The organism is Hymenobacter segetis (assembly GCF_054776495.1).
In genome coordinates, this window is sequence record NZ_BAAHBV010000001.1 from 1834029 (window position 1) to 1850279 (window position 16251).

Annotated in this window: 12 protein-coding genes; 4 read left to right on the top strand and 8 right to left on the bottom strand. The window is 60.7% G+C overall.

The window, feature by feature from the left end; genetic code table 11:
• Window positions 1-16: 16 nt before the first annotated feature.
• From ACYU70_RS07660 to ACYU70_RS07675, 4 genes are all read right to left on the bottom strand, one after another.
• A complete protein-coding gene (locus tag ACYU70_RS07660; RefSeq protein ID WP_342295371.1) occupies window positions 17-901 on the bottom strand; it encodes a transketolase in 885 nt (294 codons plus the stop codon).
• A 322-nt stretch (window positions 902-1223) separates the two neighbouring features.
• On the bottom strand, window positions 1224-1673 hold the full coding sequence (gene bcp / locus ACYU70_RS07665) for a thioredoxin-dependent thiol peroxidase (protein ID WP_342295372.1): 450 nt from the start codon (window positions 1671-1673) through the stop codon (window positions 1224-1226).
• 224 nt (window positions 1674-1897) lie between these two features.
• Window positions 1898-3901 (bottom strand): M23 family metallopeptidase, encoded by a 2004-nt coding sequence (locus tag ACYU70_RS07670; RefSeq protein ID WP_342295373.1) that lies wholly within the window; start codon window positions 3899-3901, stop codon window positions 1898-1900.
• Between the two features lie 143 nt (window positions 3902-4044).
• The gene (locus ACYU70_RS07675) at window positions 4045-4659 is read right to left on the bottom strand and encodes a fumarylacetoacetate hydrolase family protein (RefSeq protein WP_342295375.1); all 615 of its coding nucleotides are present in this window, start codon (window positions 4657-4659) and stop codon (window positions 4045-4047) included.
• Between the two features lie 213 nt (window positions 4660-4872).
• Between ACYU70_RS07675 and ACYU70_RS07680 the strand changes: the two genes are divergently transcribed.
• Complete coding sequence (locus ACYU70_RS07680; protein ID WP_342295377.1) at window positions 4873-5670, top strand: M48 family metallopeptidase; 798 nt, start codon at window positions 4873-4875, stop codon at window positions 5668-5670.
• A gap of 38 nt (window positions 5671-5708) precedes the next feature.
• Window positions 5709-6278 (top strand): hypothetical protein, encoded by a 570-nt coding sequence (locus ACYU70_RS07685; RefSeq protein ID WP_342295379.1) that lies wholly within the window; start codon window positions 5709-5711, stop codon window positions 6276-6278.
• Between the two features lie 230 nt (window positions 6279-6508).
• Here ACYU70_RS07685 and ACYU70_RS07690 read toward each other — a convergent pair whose 3' ends face one another.
• Window positions 6509-7900 carry a UDP-N-acetylmuramate--L-alanine ligase gene (locus tag ACYU70_RS07690; RefSeq protein ID WP_342295381.1) on the bottom strand — a complete coding sequence of 464 codons (1392 nt, stop codon included), beginning with the start codon at window positions 7898-7900 and terminating at the stop codon, window positions 6509-6511.
• A gap of 389 nt (window positions 7901-8289) precedes the next feature.
• Here ACYU70_RS07690 and dnaB point away from each other — a divergent pair, with 389 nt between their 5' ends.
• Together dnaB and ACYU70_RS07700 are read left to right on the top strand one after the other, a co-directional pair.
• The gene (gene dnaB, locus ACYU70_RS07695) at window positions 8290-9825 is read left to right on the top strand and encodes a replicative DNA helicase (RefSeq protein WP_342295624.1); all 1536 of its coding nucleotides are present in this window, start codon (window positions 8290-8292) and stop codon (window positions 9823-9825) included.
• Between the two features lie 234 nt (window positions 9826-10059).
• The gene (locus ACYU70_RS07700; RefSeq protein ID WP_342295383.1) at window positions 10060-10830 is read left to right on the top strand and encodes a sulfite exporter TauE/SafE family protein; all 771 of its coding nucleotides are present in this window, start codon (window positions 10060-10062) and stop codon (window positions 10828-10830) included.
• Between the two features lie 68 nt (window positions 10831-10898).
• On the opposite strand, the gene ACYU70_RS07705 is transcribed toward ACYU70_RS07700, so the two are convergent.
• The 3 genes from ACYU70_RS07705 to ACYU70_RS07715 all read right to left on the bottom strand — a co-directional run bounded on the left by ACYU70_RS07705 (window position 10899) and on the right by ACYU70_RS07715 (window position 16190).
• Window positions 10899-11795 carry a T9SS type A sorting domain-containing protein gene (locus tag ACYU70_RS07705; RefSeq protein ID WP_342295384.1) on the bottom strand — a complete coding sequence of 299 codons (897 nt, stop codon included), beginning with the start codon at window positions 11793-11795 and terminating at the stop codon, window positions 10899-10901.
• 451 nt (window positions 11796-12246) lie between these two features.
• Entirely contained in the window at window positions 12247-13524 is a 1278-nt protein-coding gene (locus ACYU70_RS07710) for a PepSY-associated TM helix domain-containing protein (protein WP_342295385.1), read from the bottom strand.
• Between the two features lie 116 nt (window positions 13525-13640).
• Complete coding sequence (locus tag ACYU70_RS07715) at window positions 13641-16190, bottom strand: TonB-dependent receptor (protein ID WP_342295386.1); 2550 nt, start codon at window positions 16188-16190, stop codon at window positions 13641-13643.
• Window positions 16191-16251 lie beyond the last annotated feature (61 nt).

A 16251-nucleotide genomic window follows, 5' to 3' on the forward strand; every position in this document is an offset into this window, starting at 1 on the left:
GAGCAACAGCCGCGACCTAGTAGTCGCCTTCGGTGCCTACTTTCAGCTCATCCAGCGCGGTGGCCAGCTGGGCATCGTTCGGAGCGACGCCGTGCCACTTGTGGCCGTCCATCATGAAATCGACGCCGAAGCCCATTTTCGTGTCCATGATGAACATGACGGGCTTGGCCTTGCCGGTGGCGGCTACGCAGTTTTCGAGGAGGGGAATGAGGGCATCGAAGTGGTTGCCGTCGCCTTCGATGACGTGCCAGCCGAAGGCTTTGAACTTCGCGGCCACATCGCCGAGGCCGCCGATTTCGTCGGTCGAGCCGTCAATCTGCTGGCCGTTGCGGTCCACGATGGCCACGAGGTTGTCGATTTTGTGGTGGCTGGCGTAGAGGGCAGCCTCCCAGTTCTGGCCTTCTTCGAGCTCGCCGTCGCCCATGAGCACGAACACGCGCTGCTTGTCGCCGTTCATCTTTTTGGCCTGGGCCGCGCCACAGGCCACGCTCAGGCCCTGGCCCAAGGAGCCGGAGGCCACGCGCACGCCGGGCAAGCCTTCGTGCGTAGTGGGGTGGCCTTGCAGCCGCGAGTTGAGCTTGCGGAATGTGCCCAGTTCGCTAATGGGGAAGTAGCCCGAGCGGGCCAAACACGAGTACATGGTGGCCGAGGTGTGGCCGTTGGACAGGAAAAACAGGTCCTGGTCCTTGCCGTCCATATCGAAGGGCTCGGGGTGGTGCTTCATCACCTTGAAGTAGAGCGCCACCAGCAAATCAGTGATGCCGAGCGAGCCGCCGGGGTGGCCCGAATTCACGGCGTGCACCATGCGCACGATGTCGCGGCGCACTTGGGTGGCAATTTCCTTGAGCTCTTCGTTCGTCTTTTCGGGTTTTTCGACGGTCTTGGCGGTGGTGTCGGTCATGGGTCGGGAATAGTTGGGTTCGGTGGGTAAAGGTAGTAAACGGCGGGATGGAGCCTCCAGGTAGGCACACGATGGCAATATCAGCCATAAGCGGCACTCCGGATGTCCGGAATGGGCTCCGCCGGCCGGAAACAGGCACTCCGGAGGTCCGGAGCGGGCTCCGCCGTCCGGAAATGCCCGTTCCGGAGGTCCGGAGTGAGCTTCGCCGCGTGAAAATGGGTACTCCGGAGGTCCGGAACGGGCTCCGCCGTCCGGAAATGCTCGTTCCGGAGGTCCGGAGCGTCCGTTTCTGGATGAAAATGGGTTCTCCAGAGGTCCGGAGCTACTTCAGCAACTGGGCGGCGTGCTCTTTGGTATCGACCTTCTTGATGATTTTTTCAATCAGGCCGTTTTCGTCAATCAGGAAGGTGGTGCGGACGGTGCCCATGTAGGTCTTGCCGTAGTTTTTCTTTTCCTGCCACACCCCGTAGGCCTGCACGATGGTCTTGTCGGTATCGACGAGCAGCGGGAAGGGCAGGTCGTACTTGAGGGCGAATTTCTTGTGGGCCGCCTCGCCGTCGATGCTCACGCCGATGACCTTGATGTTGCTCGCTCTGAGCTCCTCCTGGTGGTCGCGCAGGTTGCAGGCCTGGGCGGTGCAGCCGGGGGTATCGTCCTTGGGGTAAAAGTAGAGGGCGACTTTCTGGCCGCGCAGGTCGTGCAGGCTGACGGTGTTGCCGTCCTGGTCCTGGGCGGTGAAATCGGGGGCGGGTTGGCCGGGTTCGAGGGACATGGTGGGAGGTGTTTTGATTAAGAATACGAAGAACGTAAAACTCCCCTCCTTACCAAGGAGGGGATGTTTCAGCAAAGCTGAAACGGGGGTGCTTGTGGGCGTTGAACGGCGGAAATGGACTTGTTCGGGGACTGTTCAACGCCACAACCACCCCAGTTGAGCCTGCGGCTCAACGTCCCCTCCTTGGTAAGGAGGGGAGTTTTCCGCTAACTCCTCCCCCGCTCCTACAAGCTCAGTGGAATCACCCGCTCATTCCCCGCTTGGTCCGTCAACCGTAGCTCGGCGGGGCCGCGCAGGCGGGCTCCTACGGTGTCCGTTGGCACGGTGAAGAGGGTGGAATTCTTGTGCTCGAAGCGCAGCAGGCGGAACTTGCCGCCCACCAGCAGGCGGTAGGTGGCCAGGCCGGAAAGGTCGTCGCCGACGCGGAAGAGCACCTGCCCGCCGGGCCGCCCGATGAGGCTGCCCTTGGGGGCCACGGTATCGGTGAGGATGCGGTATGAGCCGAATTGCCGGATGTTGGCCGTAATCTGCCCCTGCTCGTCCCACTTGCCACCGAGGTAGGCCTTGCCACCGGCCGCCGTGGCCGCGTAGATGGCGGTGCGAGTTGGGTCGGCGGGCGGGGTGGCGGGCTTGAGGGTGAGCACGGCCGTGTGGTAGAGCGGCAGCAGCGGCGAGCCCACCGTCCAGAAGCCGCTGCCGGTGGGCTCGGGCTTGTAGGCGGTGGCGAGGTAGATGTTGCCGAACAGTGTTTCCTTGCCGAACATGACGTTGAGCTTGGCCGTGGCGTAGTTGGTTTCCCGGCCCGCCGGAATCATCACCTGCCGGTCGAATTTCTTGGTGATGCTGCCGAAACGAATGGAATCGGGCAGGCCGGCGCGCAGGTCGTAGAGGTACACGTTTTCGCTGTTCTGGGTGTAGCTCGGGCGGATTTCGAGGCGGCGGTTGCCGCGCAGCAGCACCAGGTTGGCCCCTACCGAGTCCGTGCTGGGGTCGGCCGATACGGCTTTCAGCAGGTTGCGGGTCACCTCGAAGCGCAGGGCGGGCTTCTTCACCACGCCGGAGCGGGTTTTGAAGTATTCAGGCTGCTCGCCGCGCAGCACCAGGTGCAGGGGCGTCTGGTTGTTGTAGGAGTCGGCCAGGATGACGTCGACGTTGTAGGTTTTGCCGGCCTCCACGTTGAGGCGGCCCTTGCCGGGGCTGGTGGTGGAGTACATCAGCAGGTCGTTGCCGTCGTCCACCCACAGCTTTTGCAGGGTGCGGCCCTGGGTGTTCTGGTACAGGAAATCGACGAAGTTGCCCACCTGCCGGGTACCCGTCGGGAAGGGTATCGCGTCGATGTTGTGCTGGTAAAACGGCTGCCCGTTCACCTTCACCGTCACGCGCTGGATGCCGTTCTTGTTCCAGGCATTATCAAATCTATCGAAACCCTGAATCAAGACTCCTACCGTGCCGAAGCAGCTGATGGTGTCGGCCCAGGTGGTGGATACGCCCGGCCCCGGCTGCACCTTCGGCACAAACACCGCCTTGGCAAACACGTTTTTCACCCGCGCCTCAATGCCCAGCGGCTCCAGCGCAAACGCCTGCATGGTGGGCGCTACATGGTCCTGAATCTCGGGGAAGCCGCCCCATTGCAGGGGGTTGTATTGCCGGTCTTGGGCGTCGCGCACTTCCCAGTGCATGTGCGGGCCGGCCGAGCCTCCCGTGTTGCCGCTCAGCGCCACCAGTTCGCCCTTCTTCACCGGAAACCGGTCCTTCTCGAAGAAGCATTCCAGTTCGTAGCTCTGCTTCTCATACTGCCGGCGCAACAGCTCTGCCGCGAAAGTCCCTTTGAACTCATTCAAATGCCCATACACCGTAGTCAGGCCATTCGGGTGGGTGATGTAGAGCACGTTGCCGTAGCCAAACGACGACTGCTTGAGGCGCGACACGTAGCCATCGGCGGCGGCGTACACGGGCTGGTTCACCCCGCCGCCGGTCTTGATGTCGATGCCGCCGTGGAAGTGGTTGGGGCGCAACTCGCCCATGCTTCCGGCCAGGAAACCCGGCTTGCCCGGCGCAATCGGAAACATGAAATACCCCGGGGCCACGATGGGCCGCCCGGCATTTAGCAGCTCGGTCAGGCTGTGGTCGTGGTCGGAAGAGTCGGCCTCCTGCCCCCCTACCCGCCACGCCAGCAGCACCAGAAACACACTTACTATCAACCGCACAGTTAGCTTTCCCTTTTGCACAATAACGCTTCTTTTAATTCAGCTTGTTTTTGATGTCGTTGAACGGGTGTAGAGACGCATAATTGCGTCTCGTCGTTCGCGCCATATAGGATGCGTTCAACACCGCAGTTCAACGCCGAGACGCAATTACGCGTCTCTACACCCTAACGAATACCCAGCTCCAATAGCTTCTCCCCTTCCAGAAATCCTTCCAGTTGGTCGCCCATTTTCACCGGGCCTACGCCGGCGGGTGTGCCGGTGAAAATCATATCGCCCATTTTCAGGGAGATATACTTGGACACGAAACTGATGATTTTGGCGAAGGGATGCAGCATCAGGCTGGAGTTGCCGGTCTGGCGGGTTTCGCCGTTCACTTCGAGGTGGAAGTTGATGTTGGCCAGGTCGGCAAACTCGGCCACGGGCTTGAATGTGGGCGAAATCGGGGCCGAGCCGTCGAAGGCTTTGGCCAGCTCCCACGGCAGGCCTTTCTTCTTGAGCTCGGCCTGCAAGTCGCGGGCCGTGAAGTCGATGCCCAGGCCGATGGCATCGAAATAATTGTTGGCAAACGACTCATCGATATGGCGGCCATTCTTGCTCACGCGCAGCACCAGCTCTATTTCGTGGTGAATATCCTGAGAGAATTCGGGGATGAAAAACGGCTGGCCGCGTTGCAGCAGCGCCGTTTCGGGCTTCATAAAGATGACGGGTGCGGAGGGCACCTCGTTGTGCAGCTCGGCAATGTGGTCGGCGTAGTTGCGGCCGATGCAGATGATTTTCATGGCGACGGGAAAGGCGGGTCGTAGATATGTCAAAACTACGGCTCCCCGTTGGCTTACGGCAATCGGGTAGCCGCTTTTTCCGGCCCGGTAGCCGTATAAAGCCAAAACTTTACCCCGCCCTGCTGCCGTATAGGCCGCAACGGCAGCCCGCGCTTCGGCCCAAAATACCTGGCCCGAGGCTGACGCTTTCACCCATCTTTCTTTCTCACTCCCATGCTTAGAAAACTCACCCTCGTGGCCAGTCTGGCCTTTTTGGCCGCCTGCTCCACGGTGCCCATCACAGGCCGCCGCCAGCTGAGCCTCGTGAGCGACAGCGAAATCAACACCCTGGCCGCCACCCAGTACCGCGACGTTATCGCCAAAGGCCCGCTCTCCACCAATTCGCAGCAGGTGAACATGGTCCGCACCGTGGGCCAGCGCATTCAGGCGGCGGTAGAAACGTATTTCCGCCAGCAAAACGCCTCCGACCAGCTGGCCGGCTACCAGTGGGAATTCAATGTGATTCAGGACGACAAGCAGCAGAACGCCTGGTGCATGCCCGGCGGCAAAGTGGCCGTGTACACCGGTATCCTGCCCATCACGCAGGACGAGAACGGCCTGGCCGTGGTGATGTCGCACGAAATTGCGCACGCCGTAGCCAAGCACGGCTCCGAGCGGATGAGCCAGGGCCTCGTGCAGCAGCTGGGCGGGCAGGCGCTGTCGGCCGCACTTTCCACCAACAGCGCGGCTACGCAGCAAATTGCCTTGCAGGCGTTTGGCGTAGGCTCGCAGGTGGGGCTGCTGAAATACGGCCGCAACCAGGAATCGGAAGCGGACCACCTGGGCCTGATTTTCATGGCGATGGCCGGGTACAATCCCGACGGCGCAATTACGTTCTGGCAGCGCATGGATGCCCGCGAGAACCAGGCTTCGCCGCCCGAATTCCTCTCCACTCACCCCTCCAACGGCACCCGCATCGCGGATATTCAGCGCGAATTGCCCGAAGCCCGTAAGTACTACAAACCTCGCTAGTCCGCAGCGACTCACGTCCACCTTTTTGCTCTTCTGCCATGAAACTTATTCCGCGTTTGCTTGGGCTGGGCCTGTTGAGCATTTTGGTAATGCTGCTGGCTATGTCGTGCGAAAGCACCAAGCAGGCCACCAATGAGTTCGGCAGCCCCAACCGCATCAAGGGCGAAGTAATTGCCAAGCCGGAAAGCCGGCAAATCGTGCATTTCACCGACAGTTCGACGGAGTATACCACACCCCGCAGCGAGTTGGCCAAAGCCTTCATCCGGCAGTTCGGCGATGGCACCGTCATCGACAAAATCCAGGTGCGCAAAGCCCCCGCCGGCCCCGACGAGCCAGTTAGCTACTACCTCATCGGCATGGGCCTGCGCAACGGCATGTTCCGGGCCATGGCCCTGCCCCTCACCACCGGCGGCGATAACACCTACTACCTGCGCCCCACCGCCGAGCGCTACACCATCAGCGGCCAGGGCTGCCCCATGTGCTTCTTCAACTTCGAGAACGGCCGCATCGTGGGCACCACCTGTGGCGAGAAAGTAGGCGGCAGCACCTGTGACTTGAAAGTGGACGTTAACAATTCGCTCTTTTCATCAGCGCCCGCTACGAAATGAACACCCGCAATAAATGGCTGCTCCGGGCCGCGCTCACCGCGCTGGCGCTGCTCATCACTACTGATAAGAAACGGCCCGCCGTGCCCCCAACACCAAAAAAGCCCGCTGAATAGCGGGCTTTTTTCTTTGGGTGAAAGGTTGTCATTCCGACGAAGGAGGAATCTGGGTAAAACTTGAAGAACAACTTTCCTCAGATTCCTCCTTCGTTGGAATGACAATACTCAGCCTGCCTATTCCGTGATTTCTGCCGCCAGACCATTCAAATCCAGCCCATCAAACGTGCCCGAGGACATGAGCAGCAGGTTGGCATTATCCCAGGTCTGACTTCTTAAAAACGCGGCCAGCTCGGCGCTGTCGGTAATGACTTTGATGTCAGGGCGCTGAAAGGCTTCGGCTACGGTAGCTGCGGCCAGCGGCGGCAGGCGCTTGTGCTCCAATACATGAGGATTGAAGTAGACTACGGCCACATCGGGCGCATCGAAGCAATGCGCGTACTGCGGCAGGAACGCCGGATTGAGGCTGCTGAACGTGTGCAGTTCCAGGCAAGCCACCAGGCGGCGCTGCGGAAACTGTTTTTTCAGGGCCGTGGCCGTGGCTTTGAGCTTGCTGGGCGCGTGGGCAAAATCCTTGTAGACCACCGAGGTAGCGCCTTCGCGCACCAGCTCCAGCCGCCGCGCCGCGCCGGGGAAGGTGGCCACGGCCCGGAAGAAATCCTTGCCCTTGATTCCAAGCTGCTTGCACACCTCTTTGGCGGCCGAAATATTGCGCAGGTTATGCTCGCCGAACACCTGCACGGGCACTTCCTCGTCCTTTTTGGTGATGAGGAACGTGCGGCCGTCGCGGATGACGTGCTCATGCGGGCCGTAGCCGATGTAGGTCACGTCGGGGTTGGTGGGCACGGCGATAAGTTGGGTTTGCTCATCGTCGCGGTCGTAGATGAGCACGCCGGCCTTGGGCGTCATATCGGCGAAGATGCGGAACTGCTCGCGGTAGATTTCCTCGGTCGGAAACACGTTGATGTGGTCCCAGCTGATGCCCGAAATCACGCCAATGTGGTGCTGGTAGAGGTGAAACTTGGGCCGCCGGTCCACCGGCGACGACAGGTATTCATCGCCCTCGATGATGATAATCGGCGCGTCATCCGTCAGTTGCACCATCAAATCGAAGCCGGCCAGCTGCGCGCCCACGGCATAGTCGAATTTGCGACCATGAAACCGCAGCACGTGCAGAATACAGGCCGTGATGCTGGTTTTGCCGTGCGAGCCGCCGATGACGATGCGCTGCTTGTCACGGCTGGCCTCGTAGATGTACTCGGGGAAGGAATAGATTTTCAGGCCCAATTCCTGAGCACGGAGCAGCTCGGGGTTGTCGGGCCGGGCGTGCATGCCCACGATGACGGCCGTGAGGTCGGGCGTGATGCGGGCCGGGTCCCAGCCCTCCTGGGCGGGCAGCAGGCCGGCGGCGGCAAGGCGGCCTTTGGCAGGCTCAAAAATTTCGTCGTCGGAGCCCGTCACGCGGGCACCGCGGCGGTGCAGGGCCAGCGCCAGGTTGTGCATGATGCTGCCGCCCACCGCGATGAGGTGAATGGATTCGGGCTGGGCGGGACTGGTGGAGGATTCCAAATGGAGAAGGCGTTAGGTGGTCATTGTCAGTTGGGAAGAAGCTGTTTTCAGAGTCAGTCGCGAGAAAATATTCCTCCACAACCACCCTCCCGACAAGCAATACCTAGCAACTGAAAACCAGAATTATCGGGGCGCGAAAGTACAAAGGTCCGGCCGCCGCCGCCATCGCCCGCCCGAAAGAATCGGCGACCGGGTCCAATCTTTTCCGTGCCGTCGGGGTTAACTTTGTGTACATCGTGGCCGGCTCGGTTTTATTTCCCGGGCCGGCCGCGTTGTCCCCTGCTATCTCGTTACTTTAGTTACCCAATCCCCCTATGCCCGACCAGATGGACGACCGCCTGAAGCAATCCGCTGCCCGCGCCAAGGCGGCCTGGACCAATCGGGGCGGCATGGTGGTCCCCCAAAATGCCAGTGCGGCCGGCAAGCTGCCACCCCAGGCCCCCGAGCTCGAAATGGCCGTGCTCGGCGCCCTGATGCTGGAAAAAGACGCCCTCACCTCGGTCATCGATTTGCTCAAGCCCGAGAGCTTTTATAAGGACGCACACCAACGCATCTACAAAGCCGTTATCCGGCTTTTTGATAAGTCGGAGCCCATCGACCAGCTCACCGTAGTGCACGAGCTGCGCGAAATGGGCGAGCTTGAAGCCGCCGGCGGCCCCTTCTACGTAGCCAACCTGACGCTGAAAGTTAACTCGGCCGCCAACGTCGAATACCACGCCCGTATCATCACCGAAACCGCCATCAAGCGTGAGCTAATTCGGATTTCGAGCGAAATCCAGCGCGATGCTTTTGAGGATACGACCGACGTATTCAAGCTGCTGGATGATACTGAATCGGCCCTATTTGAGGTGTCGGAATCGAACATTCGCAAGAACTTCGACGATATGCGGAGTTTGATGGGCAAGGCCATCAAGGAACTTGAAGAAAAGAAGAATCAGGCTGATGGCTTGACGGGCGTGCCCACCGGCTTCACGGCTCTGGACCGAGTCACCAGCGGATGGCAACCATCTGACCTTGTGATTATTGCAGCTCGTCCGGGCATGGGCAAAACGGCTTTCGTAGTATCGGCCATGCGCAACGCGGCGGTCGACTTCAAGAAAGCCGTGGCCATTTTCTCGCTGGAAATGTCCTCGCTGCAGTTGGTTAACCGTCTGATTTCAGCCGAAGCTGAGCTCGATTCGGAGAAAATCAAAAAAGGCAGCCTCGCCGACCACGAGTGGCAGCAGCTCAACCACAAAATCACGGCCCTCTCGGCCGCCCCAATTTACATTGATGACACGCCCGGCCTGAGCATCCGCGAACTGCGAACCAAGTGCCGCCGCCTGCGCTCGCAAAAGGACGTGCAGATGATTATCGTCGACTACCTGCAGCTGATGAGCGGCAACACCGACGGCCGCGGCGGCAACCGCGAGCAGGAAATCGCCAGCATCTCGCGGGCCCTCAAGGGCATTGCCAAAGAGCTGAATGTGCCCGTGCTGGCCCTGTCGCAGCTGTCGCGCTCGGTAGAAACGCGGGGCGGCGACAAGAAGCCGCAGCTGAGTGACCTTCGTGAATCGGGCTCCATCGAGCAGGATGCTGACATGGTAATCTTCCTCTACCGCCCCGAGTACTACGGCCTCGACCAGGACGCCGAAGGCAACTCGACCCAAGGCGTGGGCGAAGTCATCATCGCCAAGCACCGAAACGGCTCGCTCGAAACCGTGCAGCTCAAGTTCATCGGCAAGTTCACCAAGTTCGCCGACCTTGACGGTGTGGGCGGTGGTTTCGACCCCAGCGGCTACCAGCCCATGGGCCTGCCCGCCAGCAACTTCGACAACGAGCCCAGCCCCTTCGCCCCGACCACCATTCGGCTGGGTTCGAAGATTAACGAGTCGCCGGTACCGTTCCCGAAGAGCAACAGCTTCGGCGAGGAGCCGCCGTTTTAAGGACTTATCCGGCAGAAATCGCCTGTCATTGCGAGTGGAGCGGAGCGGAACGCGGCAATCCGTCCTGTGCAATGTGATAAGCCCTGAGATGTGAAAAGCCCCGACTCTTGGTAGAGGCGGGGCTTTTCGTTTAACATAGGGCTTTGTCACACTACTAGGTTTGTCGCCCATGAGAGGACGGATTGCCGCGTTCCGCTGCGCTCCACTCGCAATGACAGGCGCTACCTTCGCGCCATGACGGTTGCGCTCCCACTACTATGTTTTTTTGCCTTTCTGGCCGGTTTTATTGATGCCATGGTGGGCGGCGGCGGGCTGATTCAGTTGCCGGCGCTGCTGCTGTTGCTGCCCAATGTACCCATTCCTACGGTGCTGGGCACCGGCAAGGTGGCCAGTCTGGCGGGCACGTCGGCCTCGGCCTTTCGGTATTTAAAGGGCCTTACGGGCGTGCCCATACGCTGGCGCACGGTGGCAGTAGCAGCCGTGGTGGCGGGCTGTTTCGCGCTACTGGGAGCCCGCGCCGTGAGCGGCCTCAACAAGGACTTGGTGAAGCCGCTGGTGCTGGCGCTGCTGGTGCTCATGGCCGCCTACACCTTCTGGCGCAAGGATTTTGGCAGTCTGCACGCGCCGCGCCTGCACGGCCGCCGCGAGCTGTGGACAGGCGTGGCCCTGGGAGCCAGCATCGGTTTTTATGATGGTTTTTTCGGGCCGGGCACGGGCAGTTTGCTGCTGTTTGCTTTCGTAGGCTTGTTCGGCTATGATTTTCTGGCGGCCTCGGCTTCGGCCAAAGTGGTGAACGTGGCTACCAATATTGCCGGGCTGGCCTACTTCATCTCGACCGGACAGGTGCTGTACCAGGTGGCGCTGCCTATGGCGGTGTGCAACGTGCTGGGCTCCATGCTGGGGGCGCGGGTGGCTATGCGGCAGGGCACGGGCTTTGTGCGGGTGCTGTTTCTGGTGGTGGTCAGCGTGTTTATTCTGAAGCTGGGTTGGGAGACGTTGGCCTGAAATAGCGAGTGCCCCGAATTTCTACGTTCGGGGCACTCGCTATTTCAGTTATAAAGAAGGATTAAGTTTTACTCGGCGGCGGCTCTTATGAAGCGGGTGCTGCTGCCCGTGCCCAGGTCGCGCACAAAGTACACACCGCCGGGCAGGGCTCGCACGTCGAACACCGGGCGCGCCCCGGGCAGCACATCGCCCGTTTGCAGCTGCCGGCCCAACTGGTCGAGCACGGCGTAGCGAGTGCCGACCGCCCCCGTAATCACCACATTTTGAGTAGCCGGGCTGGGGTACACGGTCAGCGGCTGGCTGAGTGCGGCATTTTTCACCACCACCACGGGGCTGAAGCTCGTGGCACCGTCGCGGTCTACCTGCCGTAGCCGGTAGTAGCTGAGCGCGCCCGGGCGGGCATCCACGAAATCGTACTGGGTGCGTTGCGACGTGGTGCCGGCCCCCTGCAACTGGCCAATGGACTGGAAATTCTCCGACGAATTATCGGCCCGCTCCACGACGAAATAGTCGCTGTTGCGCTCCGAAGCCGTGCTCCACGACAAGGCCGTGCCAGCCACCGTTCTTTTGCCCTGAAAAATAACCAGTTCCACCGGCAGCGGCGGGGTAAGCGTACCGTAAGCCGAAAACACGTCCACATCGAAACTCGCGCTAAGCAGGCCCGAAATGCGCAGTTCGACCTGATTGAAGGCCTTGCCCACTGGAAACTCCACAGTGGCCTTGCCCGCGCCCGCGCTCAGCAGGCTCAGGCTGATTAAGCTATTGAGCGGCATGCTTTCCTCGTACGACGCACTCGAACCCATGTAGGTGCGAATGGTCATGTTGCTCAGCAGCGATAAATCCAGGTTAGAGCCGGCCTGAATAACGAGGCCGGCCACGCCGCCCTGCGGCACTATCGAGCCAAAGCCCAGGCGCAAACGGGCACTGCCGAGCAGTGATGGAGCCGTAAGGGTGGCGGCCGTCATGACCGAATTATCAATGGCGTGCGATGTATTCGCCGTATTCAGCGAGGAAGCTACGGCGTTAACGTATTGAAATTGCGCAGCCTGAGTTTGCCAGGCCAAACAACTCAACAGAAGTAAAAATAGCGTGATTCTGATGGAGGCGTATAGATTGTACATAAGCAGATGATTTAGTGAATCTTCTACCCGCAATACAATCTATTTGCCAATTCATTCTTCGGCCACCAACCCCCTATATATCAATTATATATTATTATTAAATTATTAAATCCCCAGTACAAAAATTGGAAATCTGTTTCAAGATGGGAATTATTTTAATAGGATTATTCATCATACGTAACCCTACTGCCAATAGTTACAACAATTTATACATCAACAAATAGCAGCATCGAAATCACTGCCTTAGGCATAACATAAATTGAGTAATACCCAGTTAAACCGAAACATTCACCCCTCACCCCACAGCATTTAGTGCCACGGCTTGCTGCTGCGTTTTGCGCCGGCTTTTGCGCCGCCGGTTCAGCCACATGATGGTGCCGGTGATGGGGAACGTGGCCCCCAGCAGGCCGATAACGAAGGCCAGAATTTTGGTGGACAAGCCAAAAATGGCACCCGTATGCACCGGCTTGAAGAGGCCGCGAATGCGCTGGCCCACGGGCCGCTGGGCATAGGTCTGGCTGCTGATTACTTGGCCGGAATACTGGTCGAGGTACACTTCATCGGTAGCGTTTTCGGTGATGGCACCGGGGCGCAAAACCGCTACGCGAATGCTGCCGGTGGGCTCCTTGGGCATTTGCACGGTGTATGATTCGGCATCAGGGGCCTGCTGACGGGCCAGGGCCAGCACGGCATCGGCTGTGAAGGGGGCGGTGCCCGCCACGGCTGGCGCGGTTGAAGTGGGCGGCTCGGGCCGTTTCAGGGGCGAGTGGGTGAGCTTGTTGATGCCCGCGCCCACCCAATCGAACGACATACCCACGCCCGTGAGGGCCATGATGAACAGGAACACGGAGGCATAGAAGCCCAGCGAGATGTGGAAATCGTGATTCAGGCGCTTCCAGCCACTGCCCCATTTCACCTTCAGGCGCGGCGTGAGGGCTTTGCGGGCGGTGGGCCACCATAGCACCAGCCCGGTGCCGAGGATGAACAGGAACACCGTGGCACTCACGCCCATCACCAGCTTGCCGATTTTGCCGGCCGCCAGGCCGCGGTGCAGCTGCTCCACGGTTTTGAAGAAATTGTCGCGCGGGTTCAGCTCGCCTGTGATGGCGGCCGTGTAGGGATTCACGAAGATGCGGGGGCCGCCGCCGTCGCCTTTGTTGCCCTTACCACCTTCGCCTTTGCCGCCTTTGCCGGCTCCTTCGCCGCGCTGCTCACCGGACATCCGCCCAGCTCCTCTTTCCGAAGTACCGCCACGCTCGCCATCTTTGGCACCGGGGCCGCCCGGGCCGCCAACCAGGCTTACTTCCACAGTGCGGGCGGGGTCGGCGTAGAGCTTGAAGCCGCCAATTTTGGCTTTGGGCTTGTGGGCTTTCACGGCCTCGGCCAGCTGCGCCAGCGGCAGGCGCGGCGTGGTGGTGGGGGCCACGAAGTAGCGCTCCCGGTGCCAGGCCTGCTCAATTTCCTGCTCGAAGGCCAACACGCTGCCCGTGAGGCACACGAAGACGATGATGAGCCCGGTGGCCAAGCCCAGCCAGAGGTGAACGGTGCGAAAAGCTGATTTAACCGGGGTCATAAGTTGATGCAGATGAAGGATTTTGAAAGCGCAGGCGTCGGAACGGCTCAACTGCCCGGATGAATAGCGGGCGGCTATTCATCCGGGCAGTTGAGCCGTTCCGAAAACGGTATTGATTACAGCTTGTAGGTGAGCGTGGCGGCGAAGTTGCGGGGCGCGATGGGGCTGATGCTGTTGTCGTCGTGCACGTTGTAGCTCAGCTCGTTGAGCAGGTTGGCCAGCTTCACGCGCACCGAGAACCGCTCGTAAGAGTAGCCCAGCGAGGCATCGAAAAGCATGTAGTTAGGCAGAGCAATCAGCTTGAAGGCATCAGCCACGGGGTTGTTGTTGGCATCGACCCAGGGCTTGCCGGTGGCGGGGTTCAGGGTGCGGTTGTTGCGGCCGGCCAGGCGGTCGCCCACGTAGTAGGCCGTCACGCCGGCGCTCAGGCCGCGCAGGGCGCTGTTGGCGAATACGTTGCCAAAGCTGTAATACAGGCTGGCGTTGGCCGTGTGGGCGGGGTTGTAGCGCAGGCGGCTGCCGTCTTCGTAGACGTTGCTCTTGGTATAAGCCGTCTGGTTGTAGCTGTAACCGGCAATGAGCGAGATGCCGTTGATGGGGCGGCTCTGCACGTCTACCTCCACGCCTTTGCTGGTGACCTGGCCGGCCAGTTCCATGGGGCTGGCGGTGGCGGCGGTGGTATAGCGCGGGTCGGTGGGAAGTACGGCCTGGGCCTGGTTGCTGTTCACAATGCGGTAGGCCGTCACGTTGGCTGACAGGGCCCCTTTGAACAACTCGTTTTTGATACCCGCTTCAAACTGGTCAATGAGCGAAGGGGCCAGCGACTTGCCCTGCAGGTCGATACCCGTGTTGGGGGCAAAAGAATTGGCGTAGGAGGCAAACAGGGAGGTCGTTTTGATGGGCTGGTACACCAGGCCCAGGCGCGGCGAAAACGCGTTGTCGTAGCGGCGGTTTTCCAGGTAGGTGTTGGCCGTTTTGGCCGCCACGCTGGCGATTGTGTTGTAGGTGTACACGTCGCTGGGCGTTTCCTGGTAGCTCCAGCGCAGGCCGGCCAGCAGCTTCACCTTATCGGAAAGGCTGAGCAAATCCTGGGCGTAGAAACCGGCGCGGCGGGTGTTGCCCAGCGTCAGCGAGTTGCGCACCAGGCTGTTAAAATCGGTGAGGCGCTCAGTGGGCTGCGCGATTACCTTGCTGGGGTCCAGAATGTTGATAACATCGTAGGCCGCAACGGCGGTAGTGGGTTTTGACGGTGAGGCCGGGTTGGTGTAGGCCAGCGTGTTGCTGTCGTACTGGTCGGCATCGGCCCCCACTAGCAGCGTGTGGCCGATGCGGCCGGTGCGGAAATTCCCGGTCAGGTCCAGTTGGGCCAGGAAGTAGTTTTCGGCGGTTTCGGTGCGTTGCAGGCCGCGCGTCCAGTTGCCGTAGGTAGGCCCAGGCGTGGCAATGATGCCGGTGGGACGGGCGGCGCTTTTCAGGGCGTTATCGTAGCGCTGGAACGAGCCAACGGCCCGCACCTGCCAGGTGTCGTTGAGGCGCGAGGTGAGCGTGGCGGTGGCACTGGTCTGGTTGGTGGCATTGCTGGCCCCGGGCACGTTCAGGAAACGGCTGCGCGAGTCCTGAATCTCGTAGTTGATGGCTCCGATGCCGTAGTCCGGCGTGCGGTTGTCGCGCAGGTAGTCGCCTTCGATAATCAGGTCGGTTTTGGGCGTGAGGCGGAACAGCAGCGAGGGGTTCACATACACGCGGTTGCTGCTCACGCCGTCGCGGTAGCTGTCGGCGCGCTCGTAGGTGCCATTCAGGCGGAAGGCCACTTTCTGGCTCTGGCCCACGGCACCATATATGTCAAACTGAGGCTTCACGAAGCCGAAGCTGCCCACCCGCAGCCCCACCGAGCCGCCGCGCTGAAACTGCGGCTTCTTGGTCACCAGGTTCAGCACGCCGCCGGCCGCCACGTTGCCGTAGAGGATGGCCGCGCTGCCCTTCAGCACCTCCATGCGCTCCAGCGAGCTTACTTCGGGAATGATGCCGTTGTTGAAACGGACGCCGTTTTTAAAGGTATTGGCGCTGGTGTAGGCGAAGCCGCGGCTGGCAATTTCCTCCTGGGTGCCGCCGGTGGTGCCCATCACGTACACGCCGGCTACGTTGGCCAGCACGTCGCTCAGGCGCAGCGCCTGCTGCTGCTCCAGCACCGGCCGCTCGATGGTGAGCGTGGCCTGGGGGTTATCGAGGGGCGCGATGGGCATCTTGCCGATGCTGGGCGTGCGCTGGTTCAGGCTCTTTGCGCCGGTCACGGTCACTTCCTGTAGCTCCTGCTCGCCGCGGGCCAGCGTGAAGGGCGGCAGCGTGGCCGTCTGACCGGGCTGCACTTCTACGGCCACTTCCTGGGCCTGGCAGCCCAGGCAGCTCACCACAAACGCCTGCCAGCCGGCCGGCACCTTCAGGGTGAAGGTGCCATCGGCGGCGGTCACGGTGCCGCGCTCGCTACCCTTGAGGCGCACCGAAACCTGCTCGGCCGGCTGGCCATCGGCCAGCAGCACACGGCCCGTCACCGTGCCATTGTTCTCATTGCCATGCTGCTTGTGATGCCGCATCGGCATATCCTGGGCAAACCCAGTGGCGGGCAGCAGAGCAATAGAAAGAGACAGGAGCGTGACGAAGTACCTCATGAGGTTATTTAGACAGATTCAAAATAGAGCACAAAGGTGCAGCCTATTTAGAATCATTCCA

Coding starts and splice junctions, on each gene's coding strand:
- ACYU70_RS07660 (WP_342295371.1), bottom strand. CDS start 901: ATGACCGACACCACCGCCAAGACCGTCGAAAAACCCGAAAAGACGAAC.
- bcp (WP_342295372.1), bottom strand. CDS start 1,673: ATGTCCCTCGAACCCGGCCAACCCGCCCCCGATTTCACCGCCCAGGAC.
- ACYU70_RS07675 (WP_342295375.1), bottom strand. CDS start 4,659: ATGAAAATCATCTGCATCGGCCGCAACTACGCCGACCACATTGCCGAG.
- ACYU70_RS07680 (WP_342295377.1), top strand. CDS start 4,873: ATGCTTAGAAAACTCACCCTCGTGGCCAGTCTGGCCTTTTTGGCCGCC.
- ACYU70_RS07685 (WP_342295379.1), top strand. CDS start 5,709: ATGAAACTTATTCCGCGTTTGCTTGGGCTGGGCCTGTTGAGCATTTTG.
- dnaB (WP_342295624.1), top strand. CDS start 8,290: ATGGTGGTCCCCCAAAATGCCAGTGCGGCCGGCAAGCTGCCACCCCAG.
- ACYU70_RS07700 (WP_342295383.1), top strand. CDS start 10,060: ATGACGGTTGCGCTCCCACTACTATGTTTTTTTGCCTTTCTGGCCGGT.
- ACYU70_RS07705 (WP_342295384.1), bottom strand. CDS start 11,795: ATGACGGCCGCCACCCTTACGGCTCCATCACTGCTCGGCAGTGCCCGT.
- ACYU70_RS07710 (WP_342295385.1), bottom strand. CDS start 13,524: ATGACCCCGGTTAAATCAGCTTTTCGCACCGTTCACCTCTGGCTGGGC.
- ACYU70_RS07715 (WP_342295386.1), bottom strand. CDS start 16,190: ATGAGGTACTTCGTCACGCTCCTGTCTCTTTCTATTGCTCTGCTGCCC.